General features: G+C 38.3%; 15 protein-coding genes and 2 tRNA genes. 11 read left to right on the plus strand and 6 right to left on the minus strand.

The genetic code is table 11. The features are described from left to right. The 3 genes from mltC (at position 1) to ACEYJ7_RS00705 (ending at position 1,389) form a co-directional block, all read left to right on the plus strand. On the plus strand, positions 1-1,095 hold the full coding sequence (gene mltC, locus ACEYJ7_RS00695) for a membrane-bound lytic murein transglycosylase MltC (protein WP_373777117.1): 1,095 nt from the start codon (positions 1-3) through the stop codon (positions 1,093-1,095). A 125-nt stretch (positions 1,096-1,220) separates the two neighbouring features. Further along, positions 1,221-1,296 (plus strand) — tRNA-Phe (locus tag ACEYJ7_RS00700). Positions 1,297-1,313: 17 nt separating this feature from the next. Then, a tRNA-Asn gene (locus ACEYJ7_RS00705) sits at positions 1,314-1,389 on the plus strand. A gap of 347 nt (positions 1,390-1,736) precedes the next feature. Here the strand turns inward: ACEYJ7_RS00705 and dapF are convergent. Next, entirely contained in the window at positions 1,737-2,561 is an 825-nt protein-coding gene (gene dapF / locus ACEYJ7_RS00710; RefSeq protein ID WP_373777118.1) for a diaminopimelate epimerase, read from the minus strand. 151 nt (positions 2,562-2,712) lie between these two features. On the opposite strand from dapF, the gene ACEYJ7_RS00715 reads away from it, so the two are divergent. Then, a complete protein-coding gene (locus ACEYJ7_RS00715) occupies positions 2,713-4,035 on the plus strand; it encodes an anaerobic C4-dicarboxylate transporter (protein WP_373777119.1) in 1,323 nt (440 codons plus the stop codon). 143 nt (positions 4,036-4,178) lie between these two features. After that, positions 4,179-5,144 (plus strand): hypothetical protein, encoded by a 966-nt coding sequence (locus ACEYJ7_RS00720; protein WP_373777120.1) that lies wholly within the window; start codon positions 4,179-4,181, stop codon positions 5,142-5,144. A gap of 266 nt (positions 5,145-5,410) precedes the next feature. Here ACEYJ7_RS00720 and ACEYJ7_RS00725 read toward each other — a convergent pair whose 3' ends face one another. Beyond that, positions 5,411-6,454, minus strand: coding sequence for a hypothetical protein (locus ACEYJ7_RS00725; protein ID WP_373777121.1), 1,044 nt, complete (start codon positions 6,452-6,454; stop codon positions 5,411-5,413). Between the two features lie 11 nt (positions 6,455-6,465). Next, a complete protein-coding gene (locus tag ACEYJ7_RS00730; RefSeq protein WP_373777122.1) occupies positions 6,466-6,705 on the minus strand; it encodes an AlpA family transcriptional regulator in 240 nt (79 codons plus the stop codon). 169 nt (positions 6,706-6,874) lie between these two features. On the opposite strand from ACEYJ7_RS00730, the gene ACEYJ7_RS00735 reads away from it, so the two are divergent. Continuing rightward, positions 6,875-7,297 carry a hypothetical protein gene (locus ACEYJ7_RS00735; RefSeq protein WP_373777123.1) on the plus strand — a complete coding sequence of 141 codons (423 nt, stop codon included), beginning with the start codon at positions 6,875-6,877 and terminating at the stop codon, positions 7,295-7,297. Here ACEYJ7_RS00735 and ACEYJ7_RS00740 read toward each other — a convergent pair. After that, a complete protein-coding gene (locus tag ACEYJ7_RS00740; protein ID WP_373777124.1) occupies positions 7,265-7,729 on the minus strand; it encodes a hypothetical protein in 465 nt (154 codons plus the stop codon). The two genes, ACEYJ7_RS00735 and ACEYJ7_RS00740, sit on opposite strands and share 33 nt — an antisense overlap. A gap of 52 nt (positions 7,730-7,781) precedes the next feature. Next, entirely contained in the window at positions 7,782-8,150 is a 369-nt protein-coding gene (locus tag ACEYJ7_RS00745) for a helix-turn-helix domain-containing protein (protein ID WP_373777125.1), read from the minus strand. Positions 8,151-8,256: 106 nt separating this feature from the next. Between ACEYJ7_RS00745 and ACEYJ7_RS00750 the strand changes: the two genes are divergently transcribed. From ACEYJ7_RS00750 to ACEYJ7_RS00760, 3 genes are read left to right on the plus strand one after another with little or no spacing between them, the layout of a single operon-like run. Beyond that, positions 8,257-8,772 carry a hypothetical protein gene (locus tag ACEYJ7_RS00750; RefSeq protein WP_373777126.1) on the plus strand — a complete coding sequence of 172 codons (516 nt, stop codon included), beginning with the start codon at positions 8,257-8,259 and terminating at the stop codon, positions 8,770-8,772. A gap of 6 nt (positions 8,773-8,778) precedes the next feature. Beyond that, positions 8,779-9,195, plus strand: coding sequence for a hypothetical protein (locus tag ACEYJ7_RS00755; protein ID WP_373777127.1), 417 nt, complete (start codon positions 8,779-8,781; stop codon positions 9,193-9,195). A gap of 47 nt (positions 9,196-9,242) precedes the next feature. Beyond that, entirely contained in the window at positions 9,243-10,637 is a 1,395-nt protein-coding gene (locus ACEYJ7_RS00760; protein WP_373777128.1) for a DNA translocase FtsK, read from the plus strand. A 20-nt stretch (positions 10,638-10,657) separates the two neighbouring features. On the opposite strand, the gene ACEYJ7_RS00765 is transcribed toward ACEYJ7_RS00760, so the two are convergent. Then, on the minus strand, positions 10,658-11,935 hold the full coding sequence (locus ACEYJ7_RS00765) for a tyrosine-type recombinase/integrase (RefSeq protein ID WP_373777129.1): 1,278 nt from the start codon (positions 11,933-11,935) through the stop codon (positions 10,658-10,660). A 188-nt stretch (positions 11,936-12,123) separates the two neighbouring features. Between ACEYJ7_RS00765 and mutS the strand changes: the two genes are divergently transcribed. Both mutS and ACEYJ7_RS00775 read left to right on the plus strand, forming a co-directional pair. Beyond that, positions 12,124-14,718: a DNA mismatch repair protein MutS gene (gene mutS, locus ACEYJ7_RS00770; protein ID WP_373777130.1), complete on the plus strand. Its 2,595-nt coding sequence runs from the start codon at positions 12,124-12,126 to the stop codon at positions 14,716-14,718. Between the two features lie 46 nt (positions 14,719-14,764). Then, the coding region (locus tag ACEYJ7_RS00775) for a metallophosphoesterase (RefSeq protein WP_373777131.1) at positions 14,765-15,046 on the plus strand (282 nt) is incomplete at its 3' end.

Below are 15,046 nucleotides of genomic sequence, written 5' to 3' on the forward strand. Positions count from 1 at the left end.
ATGAAAAGATTAAAAAAATTTTTGCCTTTATTACTGATTGTGCCTTTTTTGGCAGCTTGCGGCGGTAGCAGCAGTAAAAAAACATCGGTTAAAAAACCTAAACCGGATTACACCAAAGATACTAACGGTTTGGATATTTTAACCGGGCAATTTTCACGTAATATCGACCAAATTTGGGGGGTAAACGAACTATTAGTTGCCAGCCGTAAAGATTATGTGAAATATACCGACCAATTTTATACGCGCAGCCAAATCCACTTCGAAAGCGGTATGATCACCATTGAAACCCTCAGCGATCAAAACCGGTTACGTAATTCCATCATTCACACCTTGCTAATGGGATCGGATGCCTCCGGGATCGATTTATTTGCATCCGGAGACGTGCCGATTAGCAGTAATCCGTTTTTAGCCGGTCAGGTTGTTGACCAATTTGGGCGTTCGGTCACAAATATTGCGCTTGCCAATGATTTTGCCACTTATCTTATTCAGAATAAATTGAAAACCCGTCGGTTATCTAACGGACGCACGGTCACTTATGTTGATATTCAAATGGTAAATAACCATATTGAAGTTCGTGCAAGACGTTATCTTCCGCTTATTCGTCAAGCGGCGAAACGTTATCATATCGAACCGAGTTTAATTTTGGGTATTATGGAAGTGGAATCGGCATTTAACCCGTATGCGGTAAGTTATGCGAATGCGATAGGTTTAATGCAGGTTGTACCGCGTACAGCTGGGCGCGATATTTTTGCTCGTAAAGGATTCGGCGGGCAGCCGGATCGCGATTATTTATATAACCCAAGTCAAAATATTGATGCCGGTACCATGTATCTGACCATTTTACGTGATGAATATTTGGACGGTATTACGGATCCGACCGCAAAACGCTATGCCATGATTTCCGCCTATAACAGTGGTGCCGGTGCGGTATTACGTGTGTTTGACAGCGACAAATGGGAAGCGATTGATCGCATTAACAACCTTGATCCCGAAGCGATTTACCGCATTTTAACTACGGCGCATCCTTCATCACAGGCTAGAAATTATTTGGTTAAAGTGAATAAAGCACAACAAAAATACCGAAATGTTAGATAGAACGTCGCTTTTTAACCCACTTTGAGTAAAAAGCGATCTATTAAACATAATTTTTTCATTTTTTAAAAAAAACGTTTGACGAGAAGGGGTGAAATCAGCATAATGCACCCCGCAAACGACGAGTCGCCTCGATAGCTCAGTCGGTAGAGCAGGGGATTGAAAATCCCCGTGTCGGTGGTTCGATTCCGCCTCGAGGCACCATTTATTGCAAACTCTTTTCCTCCTTAGTTCAGTCGGTAGAACGGTGGACTGTTAATCCATATGTCGCAGGTTCGAGTCCCGCAGGAGGAGCCATATTCTGAAACGCTGATGAGAATATCATCAGCGTTTTTTTGTTTTCAATTCACTCCAAATTTTGTTTTTTAAGTTAAAAATGTGATCTTGCTCCAATTTTTAATATTTTTTTGAAATTTTTCTTCGCAATATGGTGAAACACAAGGTATGATTCATCTCGTCAAATAACAATAAAAAAAGATTCCTCGAATATCGTCAAGTTTTTTGCGGCATTATCTAATCAATAATGTCGCTTTTTTTATCGGGCAAAATACAGAAATCGTTAAACTGATCGACATTTGCAAAATAATCTTCAAAGCAGACCGCTTGTAAATACGAAAAACCCGCCAATCGGCGGGTTTGGTTTTTTAAAGTTTGATAAATCCGTCATAAATATGTACAGCATCGCCGGTCATATAGAGCGGGGAACCGACGCCGTTCCATTCGATTTGCAGTGAGCCGCCGGGTAAATCTACTTGTACATTTTTGTCTAGTAAGCCTTGCATAATACCGACCGCCACTGCTCCGCACGCACCGCTGCCGCAAGCCTGCGTTTCACCTGCTCCGCGTTCGAATACACGTAGTTTGATATGATTGCGGTTGACCACTTGCATAAAACCGATATTGGCACGCTCCGGAAAACGTTCGTGGTTTTCGAGTAATGGACCAAGCTCGTTTACATTTGCGGTTTTTACATCTTCTACTTGCAACACGCAATGCGGATTTCCCATTGAAACTACGCCGCAAAGTACTGTTTGAATATCGGTTCTTAAAATATAATTTTTTTCAAATTTGTTGGCATTAAACGGCACTTGTGCAGGTTCCCAAATCGGCTCGCCCATATTTACTCGAATCTGTCCGTCAGGTTTTAGGCTTAATACCATTTTCCCTTTAGCGGTGCTGACGTGAATATCTTGTTTATTGGTTAAGCCTTTTAACGTAACAAAACGTGCAAAACAGCGTGCACCGTTGCCGCATTGGGAAACTTCGCTGCCGTCGGCGTTAAATATACGGTAATGGAAATCTAAATCCGGATCGTAAGGCGGTTCAACCAACAATAATTGGTCAAAGCCGATCCCACAATGGCGATCCGACAATTTACGGATGACGTCTTCGGTTAAATAAACATTTTGCGTCACGCCGTCTACAACCATAAAGTCGTTACCGAGCCCGTGCATTTTGGAGAATTGCATATGTTTTCCTATGATTAGAATTATTTATTGATCTGGATTATAAAGCTAGTTTTTATTTGTGCTATATTGCATGCCCTTCAATAAAGATGTTTAGCCCTAAAATATTTTTGCAGTATGGGGGCTTTTTATCAAAATTACAATGGAGCAATTTATGTCTGCAATGTTTCTTTTTCAATTTGTCATTTTACTACTCTGTATTCTGATTGGTGCCCGTTTAGGCGGTATCGGTCTTGGGGTAATGGGTGGTCTTGGACTTGCTATTCTTTCTTTCGGTTTTGGTTTACAACCTGCCGGTTTACCTATTGATGTTATGTTGATGATTATGGCAGTCGTCTCTGCTGCAGCGGCGATGCAAGCTGCCGGCGGTTTAGACTATATGATCAAAATTGCCACCAATATTCTTCGTAAAAATCCAAAATATATTACTTTCATTGCACCGGCGGTTACTTGGACATTTACCGTTTTAGCCGGAACCGGTCACGTAGCCTACTCGGTATTACCGGTTATTGCGGAAGTGAGCCGCCACAACGGTGTTAGACCTGAACGCCCGCTTTCTATGGCGGTTATTGCATCACAATTTGCGATTGTGGCAAGTCCGATTGCGGCGGCTGTAGTGGCTGTGGTCGCTTATTTAGAACCACAAGGTATTCATTTGGGTGATGTGCTTATTGTTACAATGCCGGCAACGATTTTAGGTATTTTCTGCGCCTGTTTAATTGTAAATAAAATGGGTAAAGAGCTGAAAGATGACCCGAATTATCAACGTCTTTTACAAGATCCCGACTATGTAAAAGAAAATCATCCGAATACAAATCCGGATGATATTAAAATCAGCCCGACTGCAAAAACCTCGGTTGGTTTATTCTTGTTTGGTGCATTGTTAGTCGTTTTAATGGGTGCGATACCATCATTACGCCCTGCATTTGACGGTAAACCGATGGGTATGGCGCACACAATTGAAATTGTGATGTTATCTGTTGGCGCATTGATTATCTTAATCTGTAAACCTAACGGTAATGCGATTACGCAAGGTTCGGTATTCCATGCCGGTATGCGTGCGGTGATTGCGATTTTCGGTATTGCATGGGTCGGCGACACGTTAATGCAAGCTCACATGACGGAAGTAAAAGAGATGGTTTCAGGTTTAGTTGAAACAGCGCCTTGGGCATTTGCTTTTGCGTTATTTATCTTGTCTATTTTAGTAAATAGCCAAGGTGCAACCGTCGCAACACTTTTCCCTGTTGCGGTCGCATTAGGTATTCCGGCTCCGATTTTGATTGGGGTGTTCGTTGCGGTAAACGGCTATTTCTTTATTCCGAATTATGGTCCGATTATTGCCACTATCGATTTTGATACCACCGGGACAACCAAAATCGGTAAGTATATTTTTAACCATAGCTTTATGATTCCGGGCTTATTGAGCATGGCATTTTGTTTAGCTTTCGGTTTATTGTTTGCGAACATTTTCCTCTGATTTGACAAATTACGGGAGTAATACACATACAAGCGGTCGGTTTTTCACTATTTTTTGCAAAACCGACCGTTTCATTTTTTTGAAGTATTTTTATACTTTTTAGAGTAATATCCCTATAACGACTATTTACGGAGGTATATTCAATGAGAAATAAATTATCTCTTTCATTGTTAGTATTTATAGGTTATATCCCTTTTTCCGCCTCTGCCGAATCAACCGAAGAATCGCCTTCTTGGGTTGATCAACAGCACACGAATGTGAAGAGTACGTTACACAGTTGGTCGAACAGTATTGACGACTGGTTTGGCGAACCGGACCCCGATAAACCCGCCTCGGCTAACTTGCGTATTATCTTGGATAACGAATGGAACCGCTACGACGGCTACTCCATCAAACCGCGCATACGCGGTAAAATTCGCCTTCCAACCCTCAAAAAACACGTCAGTGTAGTATTTGGTGACGAAGATTTGGATAACCAAGCGCGCGATAAAAACCAACTTCACCGCAACTATAAAGAGCCTATCAAAGACGATAAAAAATATGACAGTAAACAGGCGCGCGATGACAATGCATCCTTAGCTTTGCGTTGGTCTGATGGGATTAAAAATTTAGGAATAGATACAGATCTTGATTTAGGGGTTCGTTCCGGAGCCGATATTTTTGTTCGTTTAAAATTAAGCAAAGTTTGGCAACATGATGAGCAGTTCAGCACCCGTTTAGAGCCGATTTATCGTTACGGAATTAATAGTAAACACTATTTTCGTATCAACTTAGAAAATAAGTTTGATGAGAACGAAAAACGTTTTATCAATAACCACACTTATATTGAATATACCCATGATCAGGATGAACAAACTGTTTGGGGTAACAGCCTATATCGTCAACATAACTATTCAAACCATAAACAGCTTAATTATGGCTTGTTTTTTGGCGGTGATATCAATGGTAAACAACCGGAACTCGATTATTACGGGCCTTTTATCAACTGGCGTCAACCTATTTTACGTCAATGGTTTTTTATCCAACCGGAGCTGCATTACTACAACGATAAAAATAGTGATCGTTCACACCATATCGGCGCTTTCTTACGTTTAGAAGCGATTTTCTAAATTCAACAAGCGGTCGTTTCAGGCAAATTTTTTGCAAATTATTGCGCCAAACCGACCGCTTGCGCTTTTCCAACATACTATTTATCTCTAAAATATCAACATGATTTCCAGCCATAAAAATACATAAAATCAATGACAAATACCGCTCAACATACGCCTGATGGCTAGGGCTATGTTTATTGATTTACAAGGGTTCGCGCGCATTAAAAATAAAAAGCTACATAATAACCTACATTTATGTAGCTTTTATTGTTTAAGGAATCGAATTATCTTTGATAGGTTTGAGTGAAATACCCGATAGTTTTGTCTATAATACTTGGGTATTTAGTCCAGTCTATGTTTAGTATAAACTTACTTTTGCACTTTTCAAGACGTCTATTCATTTTTAGTTTTAAATTTCGATTCTCCTTTATATCACCATTCACTTTAGTTTGTAGATATGATTTAACAGCTAAAGGAAGACTTTTCTCCTCTTTTATGTAAGGAAGAAAATCCTTAAATTTAGACGCTATTTTCTTTCTTCTATAAATAAGAACCCTATTAAACGGATTTTCTAAAACTGAAACCTCGGATAGTAAAAGTGGTTGTTTGTATGGTGGTTTTATTCTTAATTCTAAGCGAGTAATGCTCTGTTTAATGTGCTTTCTCTTAACTATCAGGTTATTCTGACAAACATCTTCAACTTCTTGAACTTTTAGTTTCTCATATACTAAAAGATAAGAACTAGAACGTTTAGAACCAATAGCATAGTTGTTCTTACAATCATCTTCGTTATCTAGAAAATTTCGTCCTGTCTTGACATTAGGTATTGAAAAATAAAAATTTCTTAGAAATTGCTTGCTATATATATCAAGAGTAAGATCAATTCTAGTTACTCTGCTATTTTGTAACAGCATATCAATAACCTCTCTCCCAATATGTTTTCTTAACCATTTGATCACATTAGGTATATCATTGTTTCTTGTATATTGTGGGGACAATTCGAATCTAACTCTTGGCTCATTAAGTTTTCTTGGAAAATCGTAAGATAATAGCAAATAAAAATCAGGATTTTTCATAGAAGTAATTTTCATACCATAGCGGTAATGTTTAACTTTTATGCTACGAACCTCATAGTTGCTAGATTTGACCTGTTTTAAATTATCAAGTCTTTTGTATACGTCCCAAAATTTTTCGGCGGGTGTTATCTCTGATATAAAAGATAGTTTATCTATTCCCATATAGATAGGATATTTTTTAAAAGATCCTACACAGATAAAGTTATTTTTTCTATAGATAGCCTTTTTGTTTATACACATAGTATTTACCATAGCCATTTCCCCTAGTTAGTAGTGTTATTCAATAAATATGCTTGTAACGTGCTAATAGAGTGATTAGAGCTTGAATTACACGCACATTCTCTATTTACAATCCATTCATCAATTTCCTCTTCTAGCCACGCAACTGCTCTAAATGACAGTTTTTTGGGCTGTGGAAAATTAGATGTTTTGATCAGGCGGTATATAGTTGATTTAGATAACGTTGTTTTTGCCATTACTTGGCTTAGTTTGATCAGTTTCATAAAAACCTCATTCGTTACCAAAGGGCGGAATTACCCTTTGCGAGGTTTTCTTTACAGAGAAATGTTTAGCTCTTAAGTTAGCTGACAGTCAGCAATAAATAACCTAAAATAACTGACTGTCAGCTCTATTAATCAAATTACTGACGGTCAGTTATTTTAAGGAGGAAAAATGCGTACTAATTTAATTGGGCAAACAAGAAAACAAAAGAGAAATTGTGAAGAGCAACAACGTAGAAGAGATTCGATCAAGGAACGCTTTCCTAAGACGGTTACATTCCATACTTATGAAGATATTGCAGAAAAAATAGCTAAGCAACAGATCAAGATCGCAAAAGCCTTTGAGCTGGTAGATGAAAAAATAAGGCAAGTTGAGATCAAGTCCCTAGCGATTACTTACTATGTTTATACTTATAGAAATAGAGATAAATTAAGAGTATTAAGGAAAATTTACAGAAATGTAGCTAAGAAAAATATGACGCTAAATAAATTATTAAAATTATTAGATGATAAGTGTCCTCTTGAAGAAAAGAAATGGAGTCGAGAAATTCTACTTGATCATTTATTCTTTAGGGAGGAAAGAAATAAAAAATAGTGAATTAGGTAAAATTTCAGAGATCTTTACGCTATTTATGCCACAACTATCAAAAAGAGTTAGTTTTTCGTTATCGTAACCTTTTATTAAACTCCAATGGTAATTGGTTGAAAATAATACTATTGTGTTAGGTTGGCTTGCTAGATGAGAAGATATAAGTAAAGGCATTTTTGTGTGTCTTCTTATGTTGGGATACTCTATTTTTATCTGTTTATATATTTTAGTGGTATGATTTAACAGATATTTCATCTGGTGAAGATCTAACCCACTAGTGAGCAGATCATAAACACCCCAATTATTCATATAAGCAAGAAGTAGTTCATTAAATAGAGGTTTACGCTTTATTTTCTTATTTGATACAAAATAAACAGCATTGACAATGCTATAAATTCCACACAAACAGTCAAGTTCACCTTGTTGTAATGCTTTCATATTAAAATAAATTTAACCTTATATATCAATATGTTAGCATAAGTTAAACTATCTACAAAACAGTTTCTAGGAAGACTAAAAGACCACGTTTTTTATCAGCACTAAGACGATCTAAATGTGTGTTTAGCCTATTTTGAACACTATCTTCGGAAATTGGTATAAATTTCCGTTTATCGTTACTTTTAAGGTCAGATATGCAATCAATAAAGAACCAGCCAATTTCAGTATTTAATGCCACTGCAATTTCAACCAAATGAGCAACATTGATTTTATTTTCTCCTCGCTCATAACGAGATAGTTGCTGTTGAGCTATGCCTATTTTTTCAGATAGCTCTGCGGCACTAAATCCAAGCTCTTTTCTCTTCTGTTGAATTCGTTTTCCTATCAATCTATCCGTTTCTGTTACTGAAAGTTTCGACATTACTCAAGCCCTAAATCATCTTTTATTGCTATTTTGTAACTGTTTTACTCTTTCAAAAATATCGGTTATAGTATCTTTAGATTAATTTGTTTAATTAAGGATTTATATGCAACATACATTTACATTAATTCATTGGTTTGGTCCATTTACGCTTGATGAAGTCATAAATTCAGATTGGGGAAGAGAAAAAGGACTATATATTGCAACAGGGAAAACTAAAGGAAGTAGATCTGATAGCTCTATTCAGTATTGCGGTATTACTGATAGACCATATTCTAATCGTTTTAAAAACCACGATACACTTCCTAACATTACTCGTGAGTTACAGATTTGGCTAGGCGATGTTGTTGTTTCTCCATATCCAAGTAGGAATAGTACAAAATTAAAAGAACCTGAAAGACTACTTACTTATTATTTAGATTTTGAACTTAATCTTTTAAACAAGAAAAATCTTAATTCAAAGCCTGAAATTGGAACCCTAGTAAATTATTGGTTTAAGAAAGATAGAACACTTAGAGCTAGAAAGCCTATTGAAATGAATGACTTGCCTGATGTCATTTCTTGGGACGGAGAGGTATTTCGCTCAGGTAAGTTAAGTATCCACTATGACGATTATGAGTAATCTCATATGCAATTATTAGAAGATTTAGATATTGTTGCCGAGTATGAAGAATACGAGGAAGGTAGTGATAAATCCTATTGGGATAAGCCATATCCTTGTTGGATAACATTTAATGCTGAAACAAAAGAGTTAAGTATTAAGTTTGAATATGAACAAGATAATGACAAACCCAATACCTACATTACATTCTATGGAATACAAGATCCAATGAATCCATCTGAGTTTGAGCTAGTATCAAATAAACCTGATATTGATAATGCCACGATATGGTTAGAATCTTCTTTTGATGGTGAGTTTTGGTATTTTGATGGTTTTATTGATGAAGAACCTTATACTGAAAATATCAATGGTATATTAGTTGAAAAGCAAGAGCGTAGAGCAATTTTTATTAATCAAATTGATTCTTGGGAAAAGGATTATTAAAGATGTAAATGATGTATTTTTAGGGGCTGTTTATCCAGAGGTTTTTTATGTTTTCAAATAATTTACGCTTACCGATAGATTTATTAACAAAACATTATAATGTGCAGTTGCCGGATATGGAGGAGGTATTATCTACATTCGGTATCACAAATACCAAGATCAGCTACGATGTTGGTCCTGTAGTCACGACTTACAATATTAAATTAGAACTAGAGAGCTTAGAAAAAAACGTCATCAATCAACTTTCAGATCCTATAAAATGGGCTGAATTATTGAATGTTCGAGCAGTGCGAATGCTCCCCAATGATTTCGGCACACTTTCTTTAGAAAGTCCACACAATAATCGTCATATCATTTCACTTAAAGATGTAATCTGTTCTGAAGGGTTTATCGATGGCAATGCTAAACTACCGATTGCTTTAGGCTTAGATCCAAAAGGTGAACCTGTTGTGATTGATTTAGCCAAAGTTCATCATTTATTGATTGGAGGAGCGACTGGTGCAGGAACATCAGTTTGTATCCACACTATTCTTATCAGTTTATTATCAAAATTAGATGAAGAACGGCTTAAATTGATGTTAATTGATCCGAAAGTTGTTGAATTATCTCCTTACAATGATATCCCACATCTCATCACGCCAGTTATCACAGATATGCATAAAGCTACTCAAGCCTTGAAATGGTGTGTTGATGAAATGGAACATCGTTATCAGCTTTTATCATTATGGGGAGTGCGAAATATCGAAAGTTATAATCAAAAAATTAGCCGTTTAAATGAGGTAGGCATAGCTAAAGATACATTTAATCCATTTTCCTATATTGTTATCGTTATTAATGAATTTGCCGATTTAATGATGGTAAAGGGTAAACTCGCTGAAGAATATATTGTGCGTATCGCACAAAAAGCAAGAGCGGTAGGAATTCATTTAATTCTAGCAACACAACGCCCTAAGCCTGATATTATGACAGGTACAATTAAAGTGAATATTCCTAGTCGTATTGCATTTACAGTAACAGATGCTGCGGATTCTCGTACCATTCTTGATGAGTATGGAGCGGAAACATTGTTAGGTCGAGGTGATATGCTATATTTTGGTGCTGGCTCTCCATCTTTAACCCGTATTCACGGTGCTTTTGTTAGTGATGAAGAAATTGTTGCTATAACTGATTTCTGGCGTATGTGTGGGCAGCAGCCTCAATATCAAGAAAATATCTTTACTGAAAATGTATTATCATCAGTTAAGGATGATCTTGATCCTTTATTTGATGATGTATGCAAATTCGTGATTGAAACAAAAGCCACTACAATCTCAGCTATTCAGCGCAACTTTAACATTGGTTTTAATCGTGCTGCTCATATTATGGATCAGCTTGAGGCAGAAGGGATAGTATCAGAACCATTAAAATCGGGAAAACGAGAGTTACTCATAGAAAAAAATTAAAGTAATAGGCAGGAAACTGCCTATTTTTCAATTACTAAATCATCTAAATAATCAGCCCATTTCTGTAGCCAAAAGCGACATTCTTTATCATAACTATGTAAGTTATACGTCCCTTCAATTCCTTTCTTTGAATGCCCCAAAATAGCTTCTCCAACTTCATTTGGGCAACCTAAACGAGCTAAGCCTGTACGCACAGTTCTACGTAAATCGTGTGGCGACCAATGTTCAATATCTAACATAAGTCCACTTTTCCGCAGAACCCAAGTTCTTTCTGTTAGATATTTTTGTTGAATTGGCTTTTCCTGTAATCGCATTTGGAACAGGTATTTTGTCGAACGGTCAAACGTTTTTATTAATTCTACCGCTTGAGTAGATAGCTGAACATAACGTGAAGTACCAGTTTTTGTTTCTCTCAAAAAAATAGTTTTCATTTCTAAATCAACGTCATCCCACGCTATTGCGCAAATTTCTCCTGTTCGACATCCTGTGAGTAATGTAAGTAAAAAAACATTTTGGATTTTTTCTGTTAAACGAGATTTTTTTATCCATTTCAAGAATATACTAAGTTCCCTATGATCAAATGCCCGAGTTCCACGATTATTGGTTAGCTTAACAGCACTCATTTTTAACGTTTCTTTTGCTAAGAATGCAGGATTAACAAAGTTTTCATCAAACTTATCTAATCCTATCGCAAAACGGTAAGCAGAAGCCCATTCACGAAGAACATTACCTGCTTGAACATTGGCTCCCCTTTCATTTACAATTCTCAAGATATGTTCAGCAATTTCTTTTCTCGTCATAGAAGAAGCTAACCTATCACCAAAAGGAATAACAACATCATTATGTAAGGTTCTGCGAACTTCATCTTGCCCTTTGGGTTTTCTCGCCCCTGCTATCAAACGACCATTTTCACTATAGTGATCTTCTATATATTGTGATAAATAGAGTTCAATAAGATCTTTAACGTAAAACTGCTTTTGCTGTTCTTTATTTGCTTGCTCTTTCTTGTAGGCTTTTAATTCTATTGCAGGACAACGACCTGCAAGCCGAATATGCTTCAATTCTTTAAGCTGTTTTCTTGCTTCTGCTAAACTAACAGCAGGAAATGAGCCAATTTTTATTTGAGTAAGTTTTTGGGTTATCGGGCTTGAATAACGATAGAAAAAGGTTTTTACACCGGTCTTTCCACAGGTAACTCTTAAACCTGAATACTCTCCAATATCGGCTTTATCTGGATCTTTGGGTTTCATCATCTCAATAGTTTTTGTCGTTAATGGCTTTTTTATATCATTACTCATAAAATAGCTCCTTAAAAGAAAAGTACTTATTTGTGTATATATATTATACTATGGGTTATAACAACCTACAAACAAACCTATATTTAAGCATAGGTTTTAATAAGACTTTATGAAACTCTGAGAAACTTCGCGAAACTATAATTTTAAGTAAAATCATTTAATATCAATGAATTAAGAAGAATAACAAGATGAATTTAAACGAAAAAATATCACAACACACCCCAATGATGGCGCAATATCTTCAACTTAAAGCCCAAAATCCGGATATTCTACTGTTCTATCGAATGGGAGATTTTTACGAGCTGTTTTACGATGATGCGAAAAAAGCATCGGCATTGTTAGATATTTCTCTGACCAAACGCGGGCAATCGGCGGGTGAGCCGATTCCGATGGCGGGCGTGCCTTATCACGCGGTTGAAGGCTATTTGGCGAAGTTGGTGGCGCTGGGGGAATCCGTTGCGATTTGTGAACAAATCGGTGATCCAAACACAAGTAAGGGGCCTGTTGAGCGTAAAGTTGTGCGGATTGTCACGCCGGGTACGGTAAGCGATGAGGCTCTTCTTCCGGAGCGCCAAGATAACCTTGTGGCTTGTGTTTATCAGGAAAAAGGTATTTTTGCGTTGGCTACGTTGGACATGAGTTCCGGGCGTTTTTTGATTTGTGAATTACCGAATAAAGAAATGCTTTCTGCCGAATTACAGCGCACACAGCCGGCGGAAATTCTCTATCCGGAAGATTTCAACGAAATGCATTTACTTGAAAGTTACAAAGGGCTGCGCCGTCGTCCGATTTGGGAATTTGAACTGGTTACTGCCGTTCAGCTATTAAACCGCCAATTCGGTACTAAGGATTTAACCGGCTTTGGTGTTGAAAAAGCGGTTATCGCCCTGTGTGCGGCAGGTTGTTTGTTGCACTATGCGCAAGAAACCCAACGCATCGCTTTGCCGCATATCAACGCGATTCATCTTGCACAAAACAGTGAAACCGTGCTTTTGGATGCGGCGACCCGGCGTAATTTGGAACTCACAACAAACCTTGCCGGCGGAACGGAACATACCCTTGCGGCGATATTGGATAAATGCGTTACGCCGATGGGTAGTCGTTTGTTAAAGCGTTGGATTCATCAGCCGATTCGAGATCAGGTTAAGCTTACCAATCGTCAGCAAATTATTGCGACGTTGCAGCAAAATGAGCGAATTGAGTCGTTGCAACCCTTGTTGCAACAAGTGGGCGATATGGAGCGGATTTTGGCTCGTGTGGCGTTACGTACTGCCCGCCCACGCGATTTAACCCGTTTACGTACGGCGCTGGCGCAAATTCCCGAAATTGCAAAACTTTCGCAAAATCTGACCGCTTGTTTGGATAAAACCCTCACTCAGCTGAGCGATTTTTCCGATCTGCATGAACTGTTGGAACAGGCGATTATCGATAATCCGCCGCAATTAATTCGCGATGGCGGAGTCATTGCCGAAGGTTACAACGCCGAGTTAGACGAATGGCGCGATCTTGCCGACGGTGCGACTAAATTTTTAGACGATCTGGAAGCGCGTGAGCGTGAAAAAACCGGAATCGATACGCTAAAGATCGGTTTTAATGCGGTACACGGTTTTTATATTCAGATTAGCCAAGGTCAAACATATAAAGCGCCGATTCACTATGTACGCCGCCAAACCCTGAAAAATGCCGAGCGCTATATTATTCCGGAATTGAAGACTTACGAAGATAAGGTGCTTAAAGCAAAAGGTGCGTCTTTAGCGTTGGAAAAACAACTTTACGAAGAATTGTTCGACAAATTATTGCCGTATCTTGCCCAATTACAGCTTGCCAGCCTTGTTTTAGCGGAACTTGATGTGCTTACCAATTTGGCGGAACGTGCTGACAGTTTGAATTATGTTGCGCCGAATTTCAGTCCCAAGCGGGGAATTCATATCAAAAACGGTCGCCATCCGGTGGTCGAGCAGGTATTGAAAGAGCCATTTATTGCCAACCCGGTAGTGTTAAGTCCGCAACGCCATTTACTGATTGTCACTGGTCCGAATATGGGCGGTAAAAGTACTTATATGCGCCAAATTGCGTTAATTACATTGATGGCGTATATCGGTAGTTTTGTACCGGCGGAAAGTGCGGAAATTGGTCCGATTGATCGTATTTTTACCCGAATAGGCGCTTCGGATGATTTAGCTTCAGGGCGTTCAACCTTTATGGTGGAAATGACAGAAATGGCAAATATTTTGCACCAATCCACCGAAAATAGTTTGGTGTTGGTTGATGAAATCGGACGCGGAACTTCAACGTATGACGGTTTATCGCTAGCGTGGGCGTGTGCCGAATGGTTGGTGAAGAAATCACAATCACTCACGCTGTTTGCCACGCACTATTTTGAGCTAACGAGCCTTCCGAGTCAGTTAAAAGGCGTGGCAAATGTGCATTTAGACGCTATAGAACATAACGACACCATCGCCTTTATGCACGCGGTGCAGGAAGGGGCGGCAAGTAAAAGTTACGGCTTGGCGGTGGCTGCTTTAGCCGGTGTTCCGAAGCAAGTTATTCAACTTGCTAAACAGAAGTTGGGGCAGTTAGAGCAGATTTCTCAGCAGACGACCCAGTTAAGCGACGGCCCGCAACAAGATTTACTATTTAATGCCAATTTGCAAAAAAATCACGAAAACCGACCGCTTGTAGAACCGTCGAAAGTGGAGTCGGCATTACAGCAGATTGATCCTGATGAACTTACGCCGAAGCAGGCGTTGGAAGCGCTATACCGTTTAAAAAATTTGCTTTAATTTATCCGTTATTACTTACAACTAACACTTAAATAAGGAAACAAAAATGAAAAAAATTATCGGCGCATTATTTATGTTATCGGCGGTCAGTGTTGCCGTAGCTAAAGAGGTCAATATCAAAATTTTAGGAACATCGGACGTTCACGGGCGTGTTGTGCCGTGGAGCTATGGTGCGGACGTCGAAGACCGTTCAGGCTCTTATGCGCAAATTGCAACCTATGTGAATGATGTGCGTAAAAACAACAAAAATGTATTGTTAGTTGAAGTGGGCGATGCGATTCAAGACAACCAAGTGGAAGTCTTTGCTAAAACGCCGGAATACGCCAAA

It is taken from the genome of Glaesserella sp. (assembly GCF_041814905.1).
Taxonomy (GTDB): Bacteria; Pseudomonadota; Gammaproteobacteria; order Enterobacterales; family Pasteurellaceae; genus Glaesserella.